The organism is Acinetobacter sp. YH16051, from assembly GCF_013417135.1.
GTDB lineage: Bacteria > Pseudomonadota > Gammaproteobacteria > Pseudomonadales > Moraxellaceae > Acinetobacter > Acinetobacter towneri.
The window spans coordinates 97,900-115,199 of sequence record NZ_VPEN01000006.1 but is presented as its reverse complement, the minus strand read 5'-3'; the positions used below and the strand labels follow the sequence as shown (position 1 = coordinate 115,199).

General features: G+C 42.6%; 14 protein-coding genes. 5 read left to right on the top strand and 9 right to left on the bottom strand.

Annotation, left to right across the window (positions count from 1 at the left end):
* Nucleotide 1: 1 nt before the first annotated feature.
* The 4 genes from hemH to FTV41_RS07225 form a co-directional block, all read right to left on the bottom strand.
* Nucleotides 2–1,015 carry a ferrochelatase gene (gene hemH, locus FTV41_RS07240; protein ID WP_104852985.1) on the bottom strand — a complete coding sequence of 338 codons (1,014 nt, stop codon included), beginning with the start codon at nucleotides 1,013–1,015 and terminating at the stop codon, nucleotides 2–4.
* A gap of 65 nt (nucleotides 1,016–1,080) precedes the next feature.
* Entirely contained in the window at nucleotides 1,081–2,109 is a 1,029-nt protein-coding gene (locus FTV41_RS07235) for a DUF4062 domain-containing protein (protein WP_096901324.1), read from the bottom strand.
* A gap of 85 nt (nucleotides 2,110–2,194) precedes the next feature.
* Nucleotides 2,195–3,070 carry a glutamate racemase gene (gene murI, locus FTV41_RS07230; RefSeq protein ID WP_004975969.1) on the bottom strand — a complete coding sequence of 292 codons (876 nt, stop codon included), beginning with the start codon at nucleotides 3,068–3,070 and terminating at the stop codon, nucleotides 2,195–2,197.
* 46 nt (nucleotides 3,071–3,116) lie between these two features.
* Complete coding sequence (locus FTV41_RS07225) at nucleotides 3,117–3,728, bottom strand: DUF1285 domain-containing protein (RefSeq protein WP_179996340.1); 612 nt, start codon at nucleotides 3,726–3,728, stop codon at nucleotides 3,117–3,119.
* 195 nt (nucleotides 3,729–3,923) lie between these two features.
* Between FTV41_RS07225 and FTV41_RS07220 the strand changes: the two genes are divergently transcribed.
* Nucleotides 3,924–5,636: an electron transfer flavoprotein-ubiquinone oxidoreductase gene (locus FTV41_RS07220; RefSeq protein ID WP_004975965.1), complete on the top strand. Its 1,713-nt coding sequence runs from the start codon at nucleotides 3,924–3,926 to the stop codon at nucleotides 5,634–5,636.
* A gap of 409 nt (nucleotides 5,637–6,045) precedes the next feature.
* Nucleotides 6,046–7,179 (top strand): hypothetical protein, encoded by a 1,134-nt coding sequence (locus tag FTV41_RS07215; RefSeq protein WP_179996339.1) that lies wholly within the window; start codon nucleotides 6,046–6,048, stop codon nucleotides 7,177–7,179.
* A 137-nt stretch (nucleotides 7,180–7,316) separates the two neighbouring features.
* Here the strand turns inward: FTV41_RS07215 and FTV41_RS07210 are convergent, their stop codons facing one another.
* The 3 genes from FTV41_RS07210 to tusA all read right to left on the bottom strand — a co-directional run bounded on the left by FTV41_RS07210 (nucleotide 7,317) and on the right by tusA (nucleotide 10,438).
* Nucleotides 7,317–8,777 carry an autotransporter outer membrane beta-barrel domain-containing protein gene (locus FTV41_RS07210; protein WP_131261087.1) on the bottom strand — a complete coding sequence of 487 codons (1,461 nt, stop codon included), beginning with the start codon at nucleotides 8,775–8,777 and terminating at the stop codon, nucleotides 7,317–7,319.
* 20 nt (nucleotides 8,778–8,797) lie between these two features.
* Nucleotides 8,798–9,454, bottom strand: a complete 657-nt coding sequence (locus FTV41_RS07205; protein ID WP_154321099.1) for a hypothetical protein — start codon at nucleotides 9,452–9,454, stop codon at nucleotides 8,798–8,800.
* A 726-nt stretch (nucleotides 9,455–10,180) separates the two neighbouring features.
* On the bottom strand, nucleotides 10,181–10,438 hold the full coding sequence (tusA, locus tag FTV41_RS07200; protein WP_004975955.1) for a sulfurtransferase TusA: 258 nt from the start codon (nucleotides 10,436–10,438) through the stop codon (nucleotides 10,181–10,183).
* A 197-nt stretch (nucleotides 10,439–10,635) separates the two neighbouring features.
* Between tusA and FTV41_RS07195 the strand changes: the two genes are divergently transcribed.
* Nucleotides 10,636–11,475, top strand: a complete 840-nt coding sequence (locus FTV41_RS07195) for a CBS domain-containing protein (RefSeq protein WP_154321100.1) — start codon at nucleotides 10,636–10,638, stop codon at nucleotides 11,473–11,475.
* A complete protein-coding gene (gene lnt / locus FTV41_RS07190) occupies nucleotides 11,472–13,028 on the top strand; it encodes an apolipoprotein N-acyltransferase (RefSeq protein WP_179996338.1) in 1,557 nt (518 codons plus the stop codon). The genes FTV41_RS07195 and lnt overlap by 4 nt, the downstream gene beginning before the upstream one ends.
* A 111-nt stretch (nucleotides 13,029–13,139) precedes the next feature.
* Here lnt and gspG read toward each other — a convergent pair whose 3' ends face one another.
* Nucleotides 13,140–13,574: a type II secretion system major pseudopilin GspG gene (gene gspG / locus FTV41_RS07185; protein WP_179996337.1), complete on the bottom strand. Its 435-nt coding sequence runs from the start codon at nucleotides 13,572–13,574 to the stop codon at nucleotides 13,140–13,142.
* A gap of 76 nt (nucleotides 13,575–13,650) precedes the next feature.
* Nucleotides 13,651–14,856, bottom strand: a complete 1,206-nt coding sequence (gspF, locus tag FTV41_RS07180) for a type II secretion system inner membrane protein GspF (protein WP_004975948.1) — start codon at nucleotides 14,854–14,856, stop codon at nucleotides 13,651–13,653.
* Between the two features lie 152 nt (nucleotides 14,857–15,008).
* On the opposite strand from gspF, the gene FTV41_RS07175 reads away from it, so the two are divergent.
* Entirely contained in the window at nucleotides 15,009–17,231 is a 2,223-nt protein-coding gene (locus FTV41_RS07175) for a primosomal protein N' (protein WP_179996336.1), read from the top strand.
* Nucleotides 17,232–17,300 lie beyond the last annotated feature (69 nt).

Here is a 17,300-nt window from a genome sequence, read left to right as displayed (position 1 = left end):
ATTAATGGCTTAGGTTAAGCTTTACAGCATCAAGATTAGCTTGAAGTAAATGTTTGAGCAAATCCAAATGATCGGCACGGGTATTCAGTGCAGGAATATAGGCATATTCTTTGCCACCTGCTTGTAAAAACAATTCTGCGTTTTGAATCGCCAATTCTTCTAGCGTTTCCAAACAATCTGCAGAAAAAGCAGGACTCATAATTTGCACCGACTTCACGCCCTGCTGTCCCCATTCTTCAAGTAAGACATCGGTATAGGGTTTGACCCATTCTTGTTTGCCAAAACGTGACTGGAAGCTAATTGCCCACTGATCATCATTTAAATTTAAAGCATCGGCAAGCAATTTGGCCGTGATCCGACAACGCTCTGCATACGGATCACCCTTATCGGCATACGGCTGTGGAATGCCATGAAACGACATCAATAATTTTTCTGCCACACCATGCTCGGCTTGAAATTCACGCACACTTTGCGCCAACGCCTGAATGTATAAAGGATGCTGATAATAATCACGAATGATGGATAAGCCCGGCAAATTACGCTGCTGTGGCACCCATTTGGCAACGGCATCATATAAAGGTGCAGTCGAAGTTGCCGAATATTGTGGAAATAAAGGGAACAAAATCACGTGATCTTGAGGATTTTGACTCAAAGCTGCCAAAGCCTGTTGAATACCCGGATTGCCATAGGTCATTACCGGTAGAATATTCAATTCAAACTCAGGATATAGCGGCAATAACTGCTGTTTTAAAGCATCAACCTGTTGCAACAAAATTTCCCGCATCGGTGAATCTTGCTGCCAGACCATGGCATAAGCATGTGCAACACGCTTAGGACGAAATGGCAAAATGAATAAGTTCAAAATGATTTGCCAAATCGGTTTTGGAATTTCAATCACCCGTTGATCGGATAAAAACTGCTTTAAAAAACGGCGAACCGCTGCTGCAGTCGGTTCATCAGGCGTACCTAAATTGGCTAAAAGAACGGTTACTTTGGGTTTTGCTGTAGACAACATTCAGCCCTCGTGTCTGATGATTGAGCCCGACTACTTTAACAGTTTTTTCACTCTGTATTGAGAGATTAATACGGTGTTTTAAATGAATAAACCCGATCGGTATCTAGCAAATTGCTCTCTAAAAGTTTTTGCGCTTTTGCCGTGGTTTGCCACAACATCCGCTGACGATCATCACGCCCCGCCTGCACAATCCAGTCATTTTGACGCATTTGCATTTTAATCTGATGCAAGGCCCGAATATTGATTTGGGCACGTGCAACTGCATGCGCACGTGGCATGATCCGACGTGCATCCTCCAAACCAGTTTCATTCAAATATTCATTCATGCGTTTCGAAAAATATTCTTCAGGGGTTGGATGAATAAAAGTATTGCCTAAAATTGCCAACAACTGCGCCCAACTTAAACTTCGCTCAACTTTCAGCTCTCTAAAGTTACCATCCTGATAGGCATGCATGCGATATTCAAAACGATATGATTCATTCATCGACACTTTAGATACGCTTAGAAACGGGTCTGCTTCGCGCTGTCCCACATCGGTTTCCAGCTGACGTAACTTACTTTTTAAACGTTCAATTTCATCATGCAAAGCTTGTGTATTTTGCGGGCGCACCCAACCAGAAGTCGGATAACGTTCTAGCATTTGCGACATATTAAAGCGGACAGCAAGCTCTAAATCACGCAGAGTGCGGTAGCTAAACACCTGATCGACTTCTTGTTGTAATAATTTACGGAACTCTTTGAATTTTTCACGCAATTCAGGTTTTTCATCATGTAAAGATGAATCACGTGAATCTGGGTCTTCGTGCATAAATACAATGATCGGCTTTTGCTTGGTGACTGCATAAATATACTCTAAATGCATATACCCCACGCCCGACACCGATTGCTCACCGTACTGGCTGCCCAATAGAATCACCACATAATCACAATCATCAATTTGACGGCGTGCAAATGCAGTGCTGAGTGGGGTACGTTGTTCTAAACCCCACGAAAAAAAACCCATTCCCACCAATGTTTGTGCCAAGATCACTCGTTCTGGCTGCATATCTGCCCCAGACGTCGAGATAAAGACCTGATAGCGCTTATCGAGCATTGGTTTCCCCTCTCCTATTGCCATTACAAGTCGGTCACCGTCTACTTGTAATGCCTTTCCCCAATCATAAAAAATTATCTTAAAGTCAGTCCACAGTACTCACATTTGCGATACTCCAAGAAATATTGCCTGGAATAAGATGCTGCAACACGGGCTTTAATTGTTCTGCATTGTTCCCGCTGACATAACACGCAATTTGTAAAGTATCTGCCAAACTTTGTTCAAATAATAACTCATTTTTAATTAAAATGCGGGAAGTTTGACGCGCAACGGCAATTCCTGAGTCAATTAATGTCAGTTTCTGACCAAAAATGGACTCAATCGCAGGTTTTAGGAAAGGATAATGGGTACAACCGAGCACCAAATAGTCCGCGCCCTGATCGACCACAGGTTGCAAACTCTGCTGTAAGGAACTTAAACATGCCTCACTCATTTGCGCCCCTTGCTCAACAAAAGGCACTAAATCTAGATTGGTGACATTCAAGACTTGCACTTGAGCAGGAATCGCAAAACGCTGCATCACATCTTTAATAAGTTGTCCGCGAAAAGTCGCAGGCGTCGCAAGTACAGCCACAGTTTTGCTTTGGCTATTTAATACGGCAGGCTTTAAAGCAGGCACTAAACCAATAATGGGAAAATCTTCGCCGTAATGATCGCGCAGATAATCTAGACTAAAAGCAGAAGCAGTATTACACGCCACGACCGCAACTTTACAACCTTGTCGATATAACCATTCGATTGCAGCTGCAGTGAGTTCTCGAATATTTTGATCATCACGTGGGCCATACGGCACATGTGCAGTATCGGCATAATAAAGGATGCGCTCATTGGGCAAATATTCTGCAATTTCAATGGCAACTGACAAGCCTCCTATGCCCGAATCAAAAATACCAATTGGCGCACTGGCTTGTGCTTTTGGCATGGCTTGATTTAAGGGAGAAACAGGATGAATGGCTGTCATAGCAAGAGATTCAGCAATACAAAATGGGATGAATAAAGCTTAAACCTCAGCTGCTTAAATGCAAGTGCAAATCACCACTTTTCAACGATAAAATCGTTTCGCCCTGCGCATTTTCACTCAGCTCGCCCAATTCCACCAAATGTAAAAAAGCCGCACGCTGAATCAGGGCATTAATACCAAAACGCACATGCACATAAGGACGCAGCTCACCTGCATATTCACGCATAAAAATAGGATGCTCGGCATCAACAATCACAATATCCTGATGTGTAGTGATAAGTTGAATATAATTTTGCTGTCCGATTTCGACCACATCAACCTGATTAATAAATAAAGGTTCGTCTTCGACCTGAATTTCAATTTGTTCCACTGGGGTTTTTAAATAAAACTTGTCTTGCTCTTTCCACAGCACGCTAGAAAACAAATCTATCAGGGCCTGACGCTTGATCAATTGACCTTCGTGCCACCATTCTCCATTGGCTTTGACCAGCAAATCCATTGCTCCACAATGCTTTGGATGCCATTGCTCCAAAGGAGGGATTGATCTTTTGTGACCTGACTGTCCAGTTTTTATATATTGTGCAATGTGCATTAAATTTTTATTATCAGCCGTAGCTACATTTTCTGTCGGTTTGATTGAATTATCGTCATGCTTCATGCTGCAGTACCTTACTGACGGAAAAATAATACGATTCAGCCAATTGGCTAAGACTCGGTTTAAAACTATACTAGCTCACAATACTTACCCATACTGTAAAAGACACGATTAAATTTGTGTCTGGCAACTAAAAATACTCATGGCAGCACCGTTGCTTGATGCGGTTGCCACCTTCAATTATATGAGGAGTCCTACATGGAACACATCGAACGTGAATCGATGGAGTTTGACGTAGTCATCGTAGGCGCAGGCCCTGCGGGTCTTTCTGCTGCGATCAAAATTCGTCAACTTGCAATTGAAAACAATTTAAATGATCTGTCCGTTTGTGTGGTCGAAAAAGGCTCTGAAGTTGGTGCGCATATCCTTTCGGGTGCAATTCTTGAGCCTCGCGCCATCAACGAGTTATTTCCTAACTGGAAAGAAGAAGGTGCGCCTTTAAATGTGCCTGTGACTGAAGATAAAACTTTCTTCTTGATGTCACCTGAAAAAGCTCAGCAAGCACCGCATTGGATGGTGCCTAAAACCATGCATAACGATGGTAACTACGTGATCTCGTTAGGCAACGTGGTGCGTTGGTTAGGTCAAAAAGCCGAAGAATTAGAAGTTTCTATTTTCCCTGGCTTTGCGGCATCTGAAATTCTTTACCATGCCGATGGTACGGTTAAAGGCATCCAAACTGGTGACATGGGCATTGGTAAAGATGGCGAGCCAACGCATAACTTCACACCGGGTTATGAACTACATGCCAAATACACCATTTTCGCAGAAGGCTGTCGTGGTCATTTAGGTAAGCGTTTAATCCAGCAATTCAATTTGGATAAAGATGCCGATCCGCAACACTACGGGATTGGTATTAAAGAACTTTGGGAAATTGACCCTGCAAAACACAAACCAGGTTTAGTCATGCACGGTGCAGGCTGGCCATTAAGTGAAACAGGTTCGTCAGGCGGTTGGTGGTTATACCACGCAGAAAACAACCAAGTGACTTTGGGTATGATTGTGGACTTGTCGTATACCAACCCACACATGTATCCATTTATGGAAATGCAGCGCTGGAAAACTCACCCTCTAATTAAACAGTATCTAGAAGGCGGCAAGCGTATTTCTTATGGTGCACGTGCTGTGACCAAAGGTGGCTTTAACTCATTGCCAAAATTCACCTTCCCAGGTGGTTCTTTAATTGGTGATGATGCAGGCTTCTTAAACTTTGCCAAAATCAAAGGCTCTCATACCGCCATGAAGTCTGGCATGCTTTGCGGTGAAGCAGTATTTGAAGCGATTGCTGCAGGTGTCGCAAAAGGCGGTGACTTGGCGATTGCTCGCGTAACTGAAGGCGAAGATTTCTTTGTGAAAGAGCTAACGGCTTACACTGAAAAATTCAACAACAGCTGGCTGAAAGAAGAACTTTATAGCGCACGTAACTTTGGCCCTGCAATGCATAAGTTTGGTCAATGGATGGGTGGTGCGTTTAACTTTATCGACCAGAACGTGTTTAAAGTACCATTTACTTTGCATGATTTAGTGCCTGATTTCAGCGCACTCAAAACTGTAGATGCAACCAGCTTTAAACCGAACTATCCAAAACCAGATGGCAAGCTGACTTTTGACCGTTTATCTTCAGTGTTCGTATCGAATACCGTACATGAAGAAAATCAGCCAGCACACTTAAAGTTGACAGATACCTCTATTCCAGTGAACGTAAACTTACCTAAATGGGATGAGCCTGCACAGCGCTACTGCCCTGCGGGTGTTTATGAAATCATGGAAAATGATGATGGTTCAAAACGCTTCCAGATTAACGCAGCCAACTGTGTTCACTGTAAGACTTGTGACATTAAAGACCCATCACAGAACATCACTTGGGTAACACCTGAAGGTGGCGGTGGTCCGAATTACCCGAATATGTAATTGCGAATCGCAATTGAGAAACCCAAAAGCAGTGCCTCGGCACTGCTTTTTTTATACACAGTTTACAAAATTACCAAGGTCTCATAATCCCTTACATTTTTCAGGTATTTCTCTATTCAAAAGCAGGCGATTGAATAACTTTCCTTGTTATGCTGTTTTTGCTTATTTTTTATCTTTTCTATTTTTAGTTTTTTATTTCGTTTTTTTCAGACTTGAACAACCGAAAATGTTGTTTTGTCAGCTTTTATACAATGCTATTCGGCATTTTATGCAGCACTTAGCACGGTAGCAAAATGTTGTAGATGCTGACTAAAACTGATTTGAGTGGAGTATAAAGCAGTACTTTGAGTTTTATCTTGCTCAAGCATTTGGTTGTTCTTCTTATTTTCATTAGAAGAGGAATTCCAACATGCTTAATTTAACAGACACCCTCAACCAACTTAAAAATGTGCAGGCACAACCTGCAGTCAGCTTATTTCTACCCACACATCGTACCTTTCCAGACAATCAGCAAGATGTGATTGCTCTTAAAAACCAACTTAAACAACTCGAAGAACGCCTGTTGGCAGACTATGACAAACGTCTGGTGGCACAAATTTTAGAACAGATTCATCATCAAACCAAAGATTTGAATCCCAACTACCATTTAGACAGTCTGGCTATTTTTGCCACAGCCGACAGTGCACAAGTACTGCGTCTGCCATTCCCTACCCAAGAACGTATTGTGATTGATCAACAATTTTCAGTGCGTGATTTTATTCGTGAGCTATCTTATGCAGTGCAATACTATGTGGTAGTGATCAGTCGTGAAGTTGGACGTCTGATTAAGGCCTCCAATGATCGTGTAATCCATGAGTTTTCTGTAGATGACAGCGACTTGAATGAACGACTGCCACATGGTGCATTTCCTGTTCAAAATGATAACTTATATAGCACCAGCGGTGCAGAACGTGCCACAGCCGCCAATGAAGACCGTTTACTCAAAGAGTTTTTAAACCGTGTCGATAAAAATGTGCAAACTGTACGTGCCAGTGAGCCATTGGGCTTGGTCATTGTGGGTGATCGACGCAATATCAGTTTTTATGAATCTATTTGCGACCAACCCAATGCCATTATTTTCAGTGTAGATAACGTCACTCAGCTAGAACAAGGCAGCGCACAACACATTATTGACAGTATTCAGACCGAGCTAAAAAGCCATCAACAACAATTGCATCAGCAACATGCGCAGCAACTGGATGAACTCTATGCCAGTGACCGTGTTGTGACCGATCTGCAGCAAATTTATCAGGCAGTGTTTCAAAATAATGTCGATACTTTATATGTTCAACAAGGCTACATGCAGGCGGGTTGGGTCGATACCGACCAGCAACGAATTTATCTAGATCAAGCGCACGCACCTGACAGCGCACAAGCCACAGACGATGTGATCAACCATATTATTGATGCAGCACAGCAACACGCTGCCAATATCGTATTTATTCCTGCCGATTATTTACAGTCCAAAGCACCACTGACTTTAATGAGTCGCTATGCGGTCTAAAACTCAGTCCATTTGACTGTGATCTAAAAAACAGCCATGCAGATTTATCTACATGGCTGTTTCAATCAAGATTCAAACTTCTCATTCATACGCAAATCTACGCTTTTTCATGACTTTCTCATGAATAAAACGATCAATTAGAATCGAGTCGTTACCGCCAACTGTACCCGATGACTGTCGCTATGTGATCGCCCGCTATATTCATAATTCAAATTGAGAAAACTATGTTGTCCAAAGTGAAGTTGTGAACCTAAGGCAGCATGATATTGACCTTGATCGGCATGCCATGCATCAAACTTCAGTTTCTCCGCTGTGCCTACATAATGGGTATCTAAATATGCTTTTTCCTGAATCGGTTGGCTGTAATACAAGCTGCCTTGCAATTGCCATGCTGGATTCAACTGGTAATTGGCTTGCAAACCTGCACCAAAATTCCAGCGCTGCATCACCAAATCATCTAAGCTGTTGACACCATCCTGCTGAGTTTGTTCGGCATGAACATAATGTTGGAACGAAGCGTCTAAATACGGTTGAATCTGCATTTTTTGACTGAGTGGATAGCTATAATCTAGACGCAAACCTGCGGCATACATTTGTCCATCAAACTGTATTTTTTGTGCTTGAGCATGACCACGCTGCGCGTCAACATCCACCTGCATGCCTTTTAACCATGCCGCGACACTTAAATCACGATTAAGCTGCTGTGCTGTCCCCATAGTTAGTGCATAGGCTTTGCTCTGACTGCTATTTTTTGAGCCTGTTTGTACGGCATCATCTAAGTTCAGTTGACTGAAATCGGCCTGCGCTGCCAAGGTCATCCCTGCCAGTTTTGTTGCCACACCAACACCTTGATGATGACTACGGCGCTCACTATTTAAGCCGACATAATCCATATCATAACTTTGGTAATCACCCGAAAACCAAAGCTGTTTGGGTTGTGCGGTTGCCAAACGCTGTGCAAACTGACGTTCTTGCTTGCTGCTTTCTTCTGCGACATTTAAAACGGTATTGGCATAAAAACTTGGATCAAGTTGATGAAACAGTTGATTCAATGCCTGCGTAGAAACTGTACTTTCAGCAGCATTGCTATAACGTATAGTTTGAGCAAAATTGTTAAATAAGCGATTGGCAAAAACTTTTTCAGCATCTTCCAGCGTTTCTAACTGTTGTTTCTGATCAAGACTTGCTAAAACTACATCTAAATTACGGGCAACCTGAGTACGTCCTTCAAGTTCAGCAGCAAGAGCCGCCACCGTTTCAGTCGATTTACGCTTTGCCGTAATCACCACATCGGTATTGATTGTATCTGCCGCACGTACAGGCTCGCCCGTTGCATTCAGTTCAGGACGATAACTAACTTGTGTCAACTCAAATAATGGATTGCTTGAGCGATAAGCATCGAACTCACGCTGTACGCCTTGTTGCGCACGTAATACGGTAGTTTGTGAACCTTGTGCAGTAATAAGTGGCTGATCAAGTGGCACTTCATCAAACAGGTTCAAAGTCCCTGCCAAATTGGCGGTTCCCGTTACCGTCAGCAAATTGCCAAAACGTGCTTTAAAACCCGCATGTTGCTGCTGATCTGCAGCAATCTGCATCGAATAGTTGCCTGTGATGGTTAAATTGCCTTCCTTTCAAGAAATGCACTGCCTGTTTCGACTTCTAAAGTGTTTTGTGAGGGTTCAAGTTCTTGAATCGTACTACCCATCTCAACTTCAGATGTATCTTGTGGTACTTCAATATCTTGAATTGCACTATCGACCAAAACGGTGTCGGTTAAAGCAGGCTCTACTGCAGGTGGAGCTACCACATCGACAGGTTGCTCTGCTTCTGACGGAGGTGATTCAAGTGTAGGTATCGTATCAGGCTGATTGACATCATTATTTTCTAAAACGGTAGCATCATCGCTAGGTACAGCATCATTGCTGTCTAAAAGTGAATCTTCAGTTGGTGATGTATTGCCATGATCTGTACTGCCACCACTCAAACCACCACCATTGGATGATACATCGCCATGATCTAGCTCTAAATTCACAGGAGGTTGATCGGTAATGGGGGCAGATGGTGCGACAGGTTGCTCTACTCCGCTGCCAATGCCTTCATTTGTAGTCGGTTGATCTTCTTGGCTGACATTTTCTGCCCCCAACACATCAGTGACTTGAACCGTGCTTGACTGAGAGCCTGAACCCGATGAACAGCCTGAGATACTCATGGCCAATAAACACGCCACACTCAGTGGCTTTAAAGAAAAGTTTTGCTTTTTATCTAAAATCATACCGTACTCAATCAAAATGATGATAACGCAAGATTTATTGATGATTGATCACGTAAAAAATTAAGCAGATTTTGCTCAGTCTAAATGGCATATTTTTTTAAGATAAAGACAATCAGTTAAGCCCCCCAAAATTATTTTTCTTAACTTGACTACTTTAATGCGACAGCTTAATCAGCTTTTTCAGCCTTATAAAACATAAACACTGCCATATAACATTCAAACCAAGCAAAACCCCAAATCTGCTTAATTTTATCCCCAAATGTTCTGCAATCGAACTCAATAAACTGATCGCATTATAGGCTAATTTTTCCATATATTAAAAAATATTTAAAATAATTTTGTTAAAAATCAATAATTAAACAATAGACTAAACTCACACTCTAAAAATTATTTCTTATACAACACACAGAGCTTTGTTAGATTTTGCACAAGCACACAACTTGCCCTATAAATGCAGAAAAGTTGAAAAGTCCCTTAAAAAATGTGTAGCAGATAACGCAACTCGTGGATCGTTTCGCCATTTTTTAACTCAAACTGTGAAGCAGGTTGGATTGATGCAAAATTGATGAAAAATTAAAAATAAAGTTGAACGTCATGGCTAAAAACACAAAAGGCATATTTCAACTTGCATGAATTGCAAATGAAATATGCCTATATGGATCACATGACTATTTTATCGTGTTTAAATTATAGTGTTCTAAAAGTGCTGAGGCTAATTTTTGCCTATTAGCCTTTTTTCACCAAATAATGAAATTCTTTATTGCCTTGCTCATCTAAGCGTTCTTCTTGCAATAACAACTCATGCCCCAAATGCATGCAAAATTTTGGAATATCCCAAGACGTCGAATTGTCAGTTGCAAACACTTCAACCACATCGCCAGACTTAGATTTGCGAATGGCTTGATGCAGCATCATCACAGGTTCAGGGCAACGCAAACCGCGGGTATTCAGTTGAATACTAGGTGTGACAGGAAGTTCAGACATGCACAGACTCGATATTAAAACATCGGGCTAGTTTAGCATAAAGCGCAGCCTTGTTTTATGTGTTCCCGCTACGCACAGCAACACATCTCGTGACGTAATTGCCGTCATTTTCTCCCAAGATTAGCAATAGACAACTGTATTTTCTAAGGTATGATTAAGCTAAGTTTTTTAGATATAAAGAGTCTTTAGGAAAGATCATGCACGAGGAATCAGGCCCATCGTGGGGTATGCGTGGCCTAAGAAAATGGTTAGGCACTGCACCAGAAACCCGCGATGAATTGCTAAAATTAGTACAAGATTCACGTCGTTTTTTAGAACCCGATACGGTGGCAATGCTCGAAGGTGTTCTGGATTTACCTGCCACCAAAATCCGTGAAGTCATGACCCCACGTACCGCCATGATTAGCTTACAAGAAGATGATGAGCTACTCGACATTTTGCATGTACTGGTCGAATCGGCACATTCACGTTTTCCTGTGTTCTCATCTGACCAACCCGACAACGTGGTGGGGATTTTATTGGCAAAAGATTTATTGCCTTTACTGACCGAACAAAGAACCAAAGTCGATATTCGCGCCTTAATGCGTCAGCCGTTATTTGTGCCTGAAAGTGCTCGTTCAGACCAAGTATTGCGTATGCTCAAAAACACCCAAACCCATATTGCAGTGGTGATTGATGAGTATGGCACCACTTCGGGCTTGGTTACTTTAGAAGATATTTTAGAAGAAATTGTCGGTGAAATTGAAGATGAACACGACAATATTGACGAAGAAGCAGAATACATCATCCCCGATCACGACCCAAAAACGGCAAATACTTGGTTAGTACAAGCACTTACACCAATCGAACATTTTAATAATGTTTTAGATGCAGATTTTTCTGACGATGAAGTAGAAACTGTGGGCGGTTTATTGCTTCAGGAAATTGGTTTGGTGAGTGATTTGCAAGGACAAGTGATTGCGATTGGCAACTGGGAATTTACCATTCTTGAAGCAGATGCCCGCACTATTCATCTGATTCGAGCCGTACGTCAATGAGGACTTTTTTTTCCAAGCTGTCTAATCCTGCAGAACATCAACAACTGCCCTTAATTTATCCATTAATCATTGCCCTATTGGCAGGTGCAGTGTTTAGTTTGGCACTTGCTCCCTATCATTACTGGTGGATTGCCTTACTTTCACCTGCTTTGCTGTATGCGACTTTAAGCAAACGCACCCCGAAACAGGCCTTCTTGATTGGTTGGTCTTACGGGATTGGGTTGTGGTTTGTCGGAGCATTTTGGCTCTATACATCCATTCACGTCTATGGCGACACCAATGCCTTTTTAAGCGTGCTGATGATTGTCATTATGGCGCTGTTGATGGGTTTGTTTACTGCCGTACAAACGTGGTTATATCGTTGGTTTTTCCCTGAAACACCACTGACTTTTGCACCGCTATGGGTATTTTTTGAATGGGCGAAAACTTGGGTCTTTACAGGTTTTCCATGGCTGTTTGCAGGTTATGCCTTCACCGAACGCTTTTTGGATAGCTATGCACCGTTGTTTGGTATTTTCGGGGTGTCTTTTGTGGTCATCTTGCTGGCCTGTGCGTTGGTTGAAGTCCTTAAAAAGCGTATCTTCTGGCTGATTCCATCGGCAATTTTACTTTTGGGTGCATGGGGTGCAGCACAACTCAGTTTTGTAACTGCAAAATCTGAAAAGCCACTCTCGGTTTCTCTGATTCAAGGCAACATTCCTCAAGACTTAAAGTGGCTAACCGAATACCAAATTAAGACCTTGGAAATTTATACCCGCTTGACCCGAACTGAATGGGGACGCGACATTATTGTTTGGCCTGAATCATCCATTCCAATGTTCCAGACCGATATTGAACCGTTTTTGGATGCCATGAAAACACAGGCTGAAAAAACGGGCAGTTCGTGGGTGACAGGTATTCCGTATTGGGACTTGCCTGAATCACAAGTGCAGCAACATCCAATGTATTACAACAGCATTATGGCAACGGGAGATGCGGCTGAAGGCTTGTATAAAAAGCAGCGTCTGGTGCCTTTTGGTGAATATATTCCGCTTTCAGGCTTACTGAGTTGGGTACTACCTGCGATGCAAAATGACCCATCCATGAGTGGTTTTTCACGTGGAGCGTCTGAGCAAAAACCGCTTGCAATTAAACAGCATCATTTGGGGGCAGCCATTTGTTATGAGGTGGCTTATCCGAACCTGACCCGCCGCAATGCTAGCCAAAGTGACTTTTTGGTAACAGTATCCAATGATGCTTGGTTTACGGGTACTGCAGGGCCATTGCAACATTTACAAATGGTACAAATGCGCGCCAAAGAAAATGGACGCTGGTTTGTTCGTGCCACCAATACAGGTGTGACCGCATTTATTGACCATCATGGGCATATTGTCAAACAAGCGCCAATGGATCAGGAATTTGTGCTGCGTGGTGATCTGCCTGCCATGCAAGGTCAAACACTGTATACCCAACTCAGCGATTGGCCTATGCTGATTTTCTCATTGCTGTTGTTAATTATGGGGTGGATTTATCGACCACGTCAGGTGGATGTGTCGTTTAAATCACGTCGTTAATAGTACTGTTCAATAGCGGCTAGAAATAACCATTCATAAAAAAACCGAGCATTAAGCGCTCGGTTTTTTTGGAGTTCACTGAATCAATATATAGACTCAACTCATCTTCTATTAAGGCTGATAATAAATGTCGGCATCGGTACCTTCACCACCTTGCTGACCATCTGCACCAAATGAATACAAATCAAACGTACGTCCTTCCGCACCTGGAATCACATATTGAATGTCATTATCCCAACTGTCTTTCGGATAGCCCCCTTTCACATAACCGCCAGGCAACCAGTTTTTAGCCGATGCAGGCTGATTCACCAAAGCATCTAAACCGCCATCTTGCATAGATGGATATTTACCATTGTCGAGTTTATATTGATCCAGCGCCCCTGCTACTCCTTTTAAAGTAATGGCAGTGGTATCCACTTTGGCTTTTTCACCACGTCCCATTACGTTCGGTACGATTAAAGCCGCCAACACCCCTAAAATGACAATCACCACCATCACTTCAATCAGGGTAAAACCAGACTGTTTACTCGGTTGCTTCTGTTTCATTCAATCTCTCTCATTTATTTATATCAATTCGACATTTATTTTAGATTCTGTTTGAAGAACGATGCTTCAAAACGATTTAAATCATATTGTTCATATTCACAATTGGCAGCATTACCGCAATCACAATCACCAGTACAATACTCGCCATCAGTACCAACATCAACGGTTCTAATAATGCCAACAGGGTAGAAATCAGTGTGGTCACTTCACGGTCTTGCATGTCTGAAGCACGTGACAGCATACGGTCTAACTCGCCCGAGGCTTCACCACTTTTGATCATTTGTACCATCATCGGTGGGAAATAACCACTGCGCTCTAATTGCGTCGCCAAGTTACCACCTTCAGTGACTTTTTCTGCCGCCAAATTGACCGCATCACGAATGACCCAGTTGTTACTGACCGCAGCACCAATATTTAGCGCATCCACCAAAGGCACACCCGACTGAGTCAAAATAGACAAGGTACTGGCAAAACGCGCGGCATTAATCCCACGTGATAATTTTGCAAATAACGGCAACTTTAAGGTTAAACGGTCAAAGGCATAATGCCCTGCGGTGGTGCGTAAAAAACGCACCAACAACAATACCCCCACCACAGAAGCCACCAGTAAAAACGGCCATGCAACACGAATAAAATCACTGGCTTTCATTAATGCCACGGTGATCCACGGCAAGGCATCTTTGCTCTGATCAAAGGTTTTAACAATATCGGGTACGACATAAGTCATTAAACCCATCACAATCGCAAAAGACATCAGCATTAAAATGATGGGATAAATCATCGCCCCTTGAATTTTTTTCTGCATGGCAAAGCGGTTTTCGGTGTAATCTGCCAATTGTTCCAGAATTAAATCCAAATGCCCCGAACGCTCGCCTGCGGCAATGGTGGCAATATATAAGTCTGGAAAACGCCCCGATTGTTGTAAAGCATTGGCCAGTGAATAACCTTCCAAAACTTTGGAACGCACCGACATCAGCAAATTTTGCACATGGGCTTTTTCACTTTGTTTACCCACAGCGCGAACGGCTTCTTCCAAAGGAATCGCAGCAGCCACCAAAACCGATAACTGACGGGTCAGCAAAGCTAAATCATAGGCGGTGATTTTTTTCTGAAACCATTGTTTGCCACTGTGTTTATCTTTTTGTTCAACGGTATCGACACTGACAGGAATCCATTCTTTGTCACGTAATTGCTGACGGATTTGTCGTGCAGAATCACCCTCTAAAACACCTTTTTGCTGCTTCCCTGAAGCGTCAATGGCAGTAAATTGATATGCTGGCATTGTAATGCTCTAATTTTCCAAAATTTCTTGCAACGCAGTTGCGTCTGACCACTAAAATCATTCATATTCTTAGATATAAATTCTGTGCTCACTCTAACACATGCCAAAGTCGAGCACGAAGCCATTTTTCACAGGACGATACGACTTTTTCTATGCCAGATTCCACTTTAGACCCACAGCCTGTTTATCGTATTCGAGTGGCTGTACCCGTATATCTTTACGACTGCTTCGATTATATGCTCAGTGCAGCACAATATCAGCAAGCAGAAGTGGGCGCGCGGGTCTTGGTTTCTTTTGGTCGGCAAAACTTGGTCGGAATTATTGTCGAAAAACTGGCACTCGACACCCCAATTGATCCACGTTTTAAACTCAAAGCCATTAGCGAACTGTTAGATGAGCAAGCGATTTTAGACCCTAAAGTTTTAACTTTGTTGACATGGTCGGCACAATATTATCAATTCCCGATTGGTGAAGTGATGCAAAGTGCCTTACCTAGCTTATTGCGCCAAGCCAAACCCTATAATTTATTGGCACGTACTTGGAAATTGTTGGATGCACATGCCGAAGCTAAAATTACACGCTCAGAAAAACAACAAGAAGCCTATAAAATTTTAAAGCTGCATCCTTCGGGAACTTCTGAAAATATTTTAAATTTGGCAGGCATTGAAACAGCAACCCTAAAAGCCTTGGCGAATAAAGAAATTTGCGCATGTGTTTTGGAAGCCCAAGATTTTAGCCCAATGCCAGTGACTTTGGCGCAAATGCCTTTAACCCCTAATCCAGATCAGAAAAAAGCCATCGACAGCGTACTTAAAGTACGGCAGCAATATAAGGCATTTTTACTGGATGGTTTAACGGGTAGCGGTAAAACTGAAGTGTACTTACACATCATGCATGAGGTACTAAAACAGGGCAAACAAGTGTTGGTGTTAGTACCTGAAATTGGTCTAACGCCACAAACCATTAGCCGTTTCCAATCGCGTTTTCACTGCCACATCGCCCTCTTACATTCAGGTTTAAATGATTCCAAGCGTTTGCAGGCGTGGCAAGCCGCACAAACGGGCAAAGCCTCGATTATTTTAGGTACACGTTCTGCGATTTATACCCCATTGCCAAATTTAGGCTTGATTATTTTAGATGAAGAACACGACCTGTCTTTTAAACAGCAGGAAGGTTTTCGCTACCATGCCCGTGATGTTGCGCTCTATCGTGCCCATCTGGAAAATTGCCCTGTTATTTTAGGTTCGGCGACTCCAAGCATTGACAGCTATGCACTAGTCGATCAAGGCAAAATGCAATGTCTGGAATTAAATCAACGCGCGGGCACGGCACTCATGCCCAAAATCCACCTGATTGATTTAAAAATTGCCAAAAAACAGCACGGTATTAGCCAACAATTGATTGATGAAATCAAAAAACGCTTGGCTAAAAAAGAACAAGTTTTGGTGTTTTTAAACCGACGCGGCTATGCACCCGTATTGATTTGTGAGAGCTGTGCATGGCAAGCCAAATGCCCGAATTGTGATGCCAACTTTACCTTGCATCATCAACCTTATACGCATTTACATTGCCACCACTGCGGTACGATTCATCGTAAACCTGAGCAATGCCCTGCCTGTAAGCATACAGAACTCAAACCAATTGGCATGGGCACTGCCAAAGTCGAAGACAGTTTAAACGAGCTGTTTCCCAATGTAGATGTGATTCGGGTAGATCGTGACTCAACCAGTCGTGTTGGCAGTTGGCAAAAAATTTATGACCGTATTCAACGCAGCGAACCACTGATTTTATTGGGCACGCAAATGCTGGCCAAAGGGCATCATTTTCCGTATGTGACCTTGGTGGCAATTTTAGATATTGATTCAGGCTTACTTAGTGTGGATATTCGCGCACCTGAACGCACGGCTCAACTGATTGTGCAAGTGGCGGGACGTGCAGGGCGTGGTGAGCATAAAGGTGATGTTTATTTGCAAAGTGTGCGTCCTGATCATCCACTTCTCACCACATTGGTCGAGGGAGATTACCGCAAGTTCGCCAAACAAAGTTTAAAAGAACGCAAAGCTGCACAATTACCGCCTTATCGTTACAGTGCTTTGATTCGCTGTGAATCTAAAAGTCAGGAATTAAACCAGCAATTTTTACAACAACATGCACAATGGCTTAGAGAACATTCAGAACAATTAATTGAAATTTGGGGGCCGATTCCTGCGCCAATGGAACGTAAAGCAGGACGTTTCCATGCACACATGGTGTTGTTGTCTAAAGATCGGGCACGCTTACATTTTTATATCAGGAACTGGTGGCAAAATATGTTGCATGAAAAGCCATCCAGCATGAAACTAAGTTTAGATATAGATCCGCAAGAATTTAGCTAATACTGTAAATTGAAACTTAGCTGTATCAGCACTTATTTCAATAATCCACCGCTTTAAACTTTGGATGAC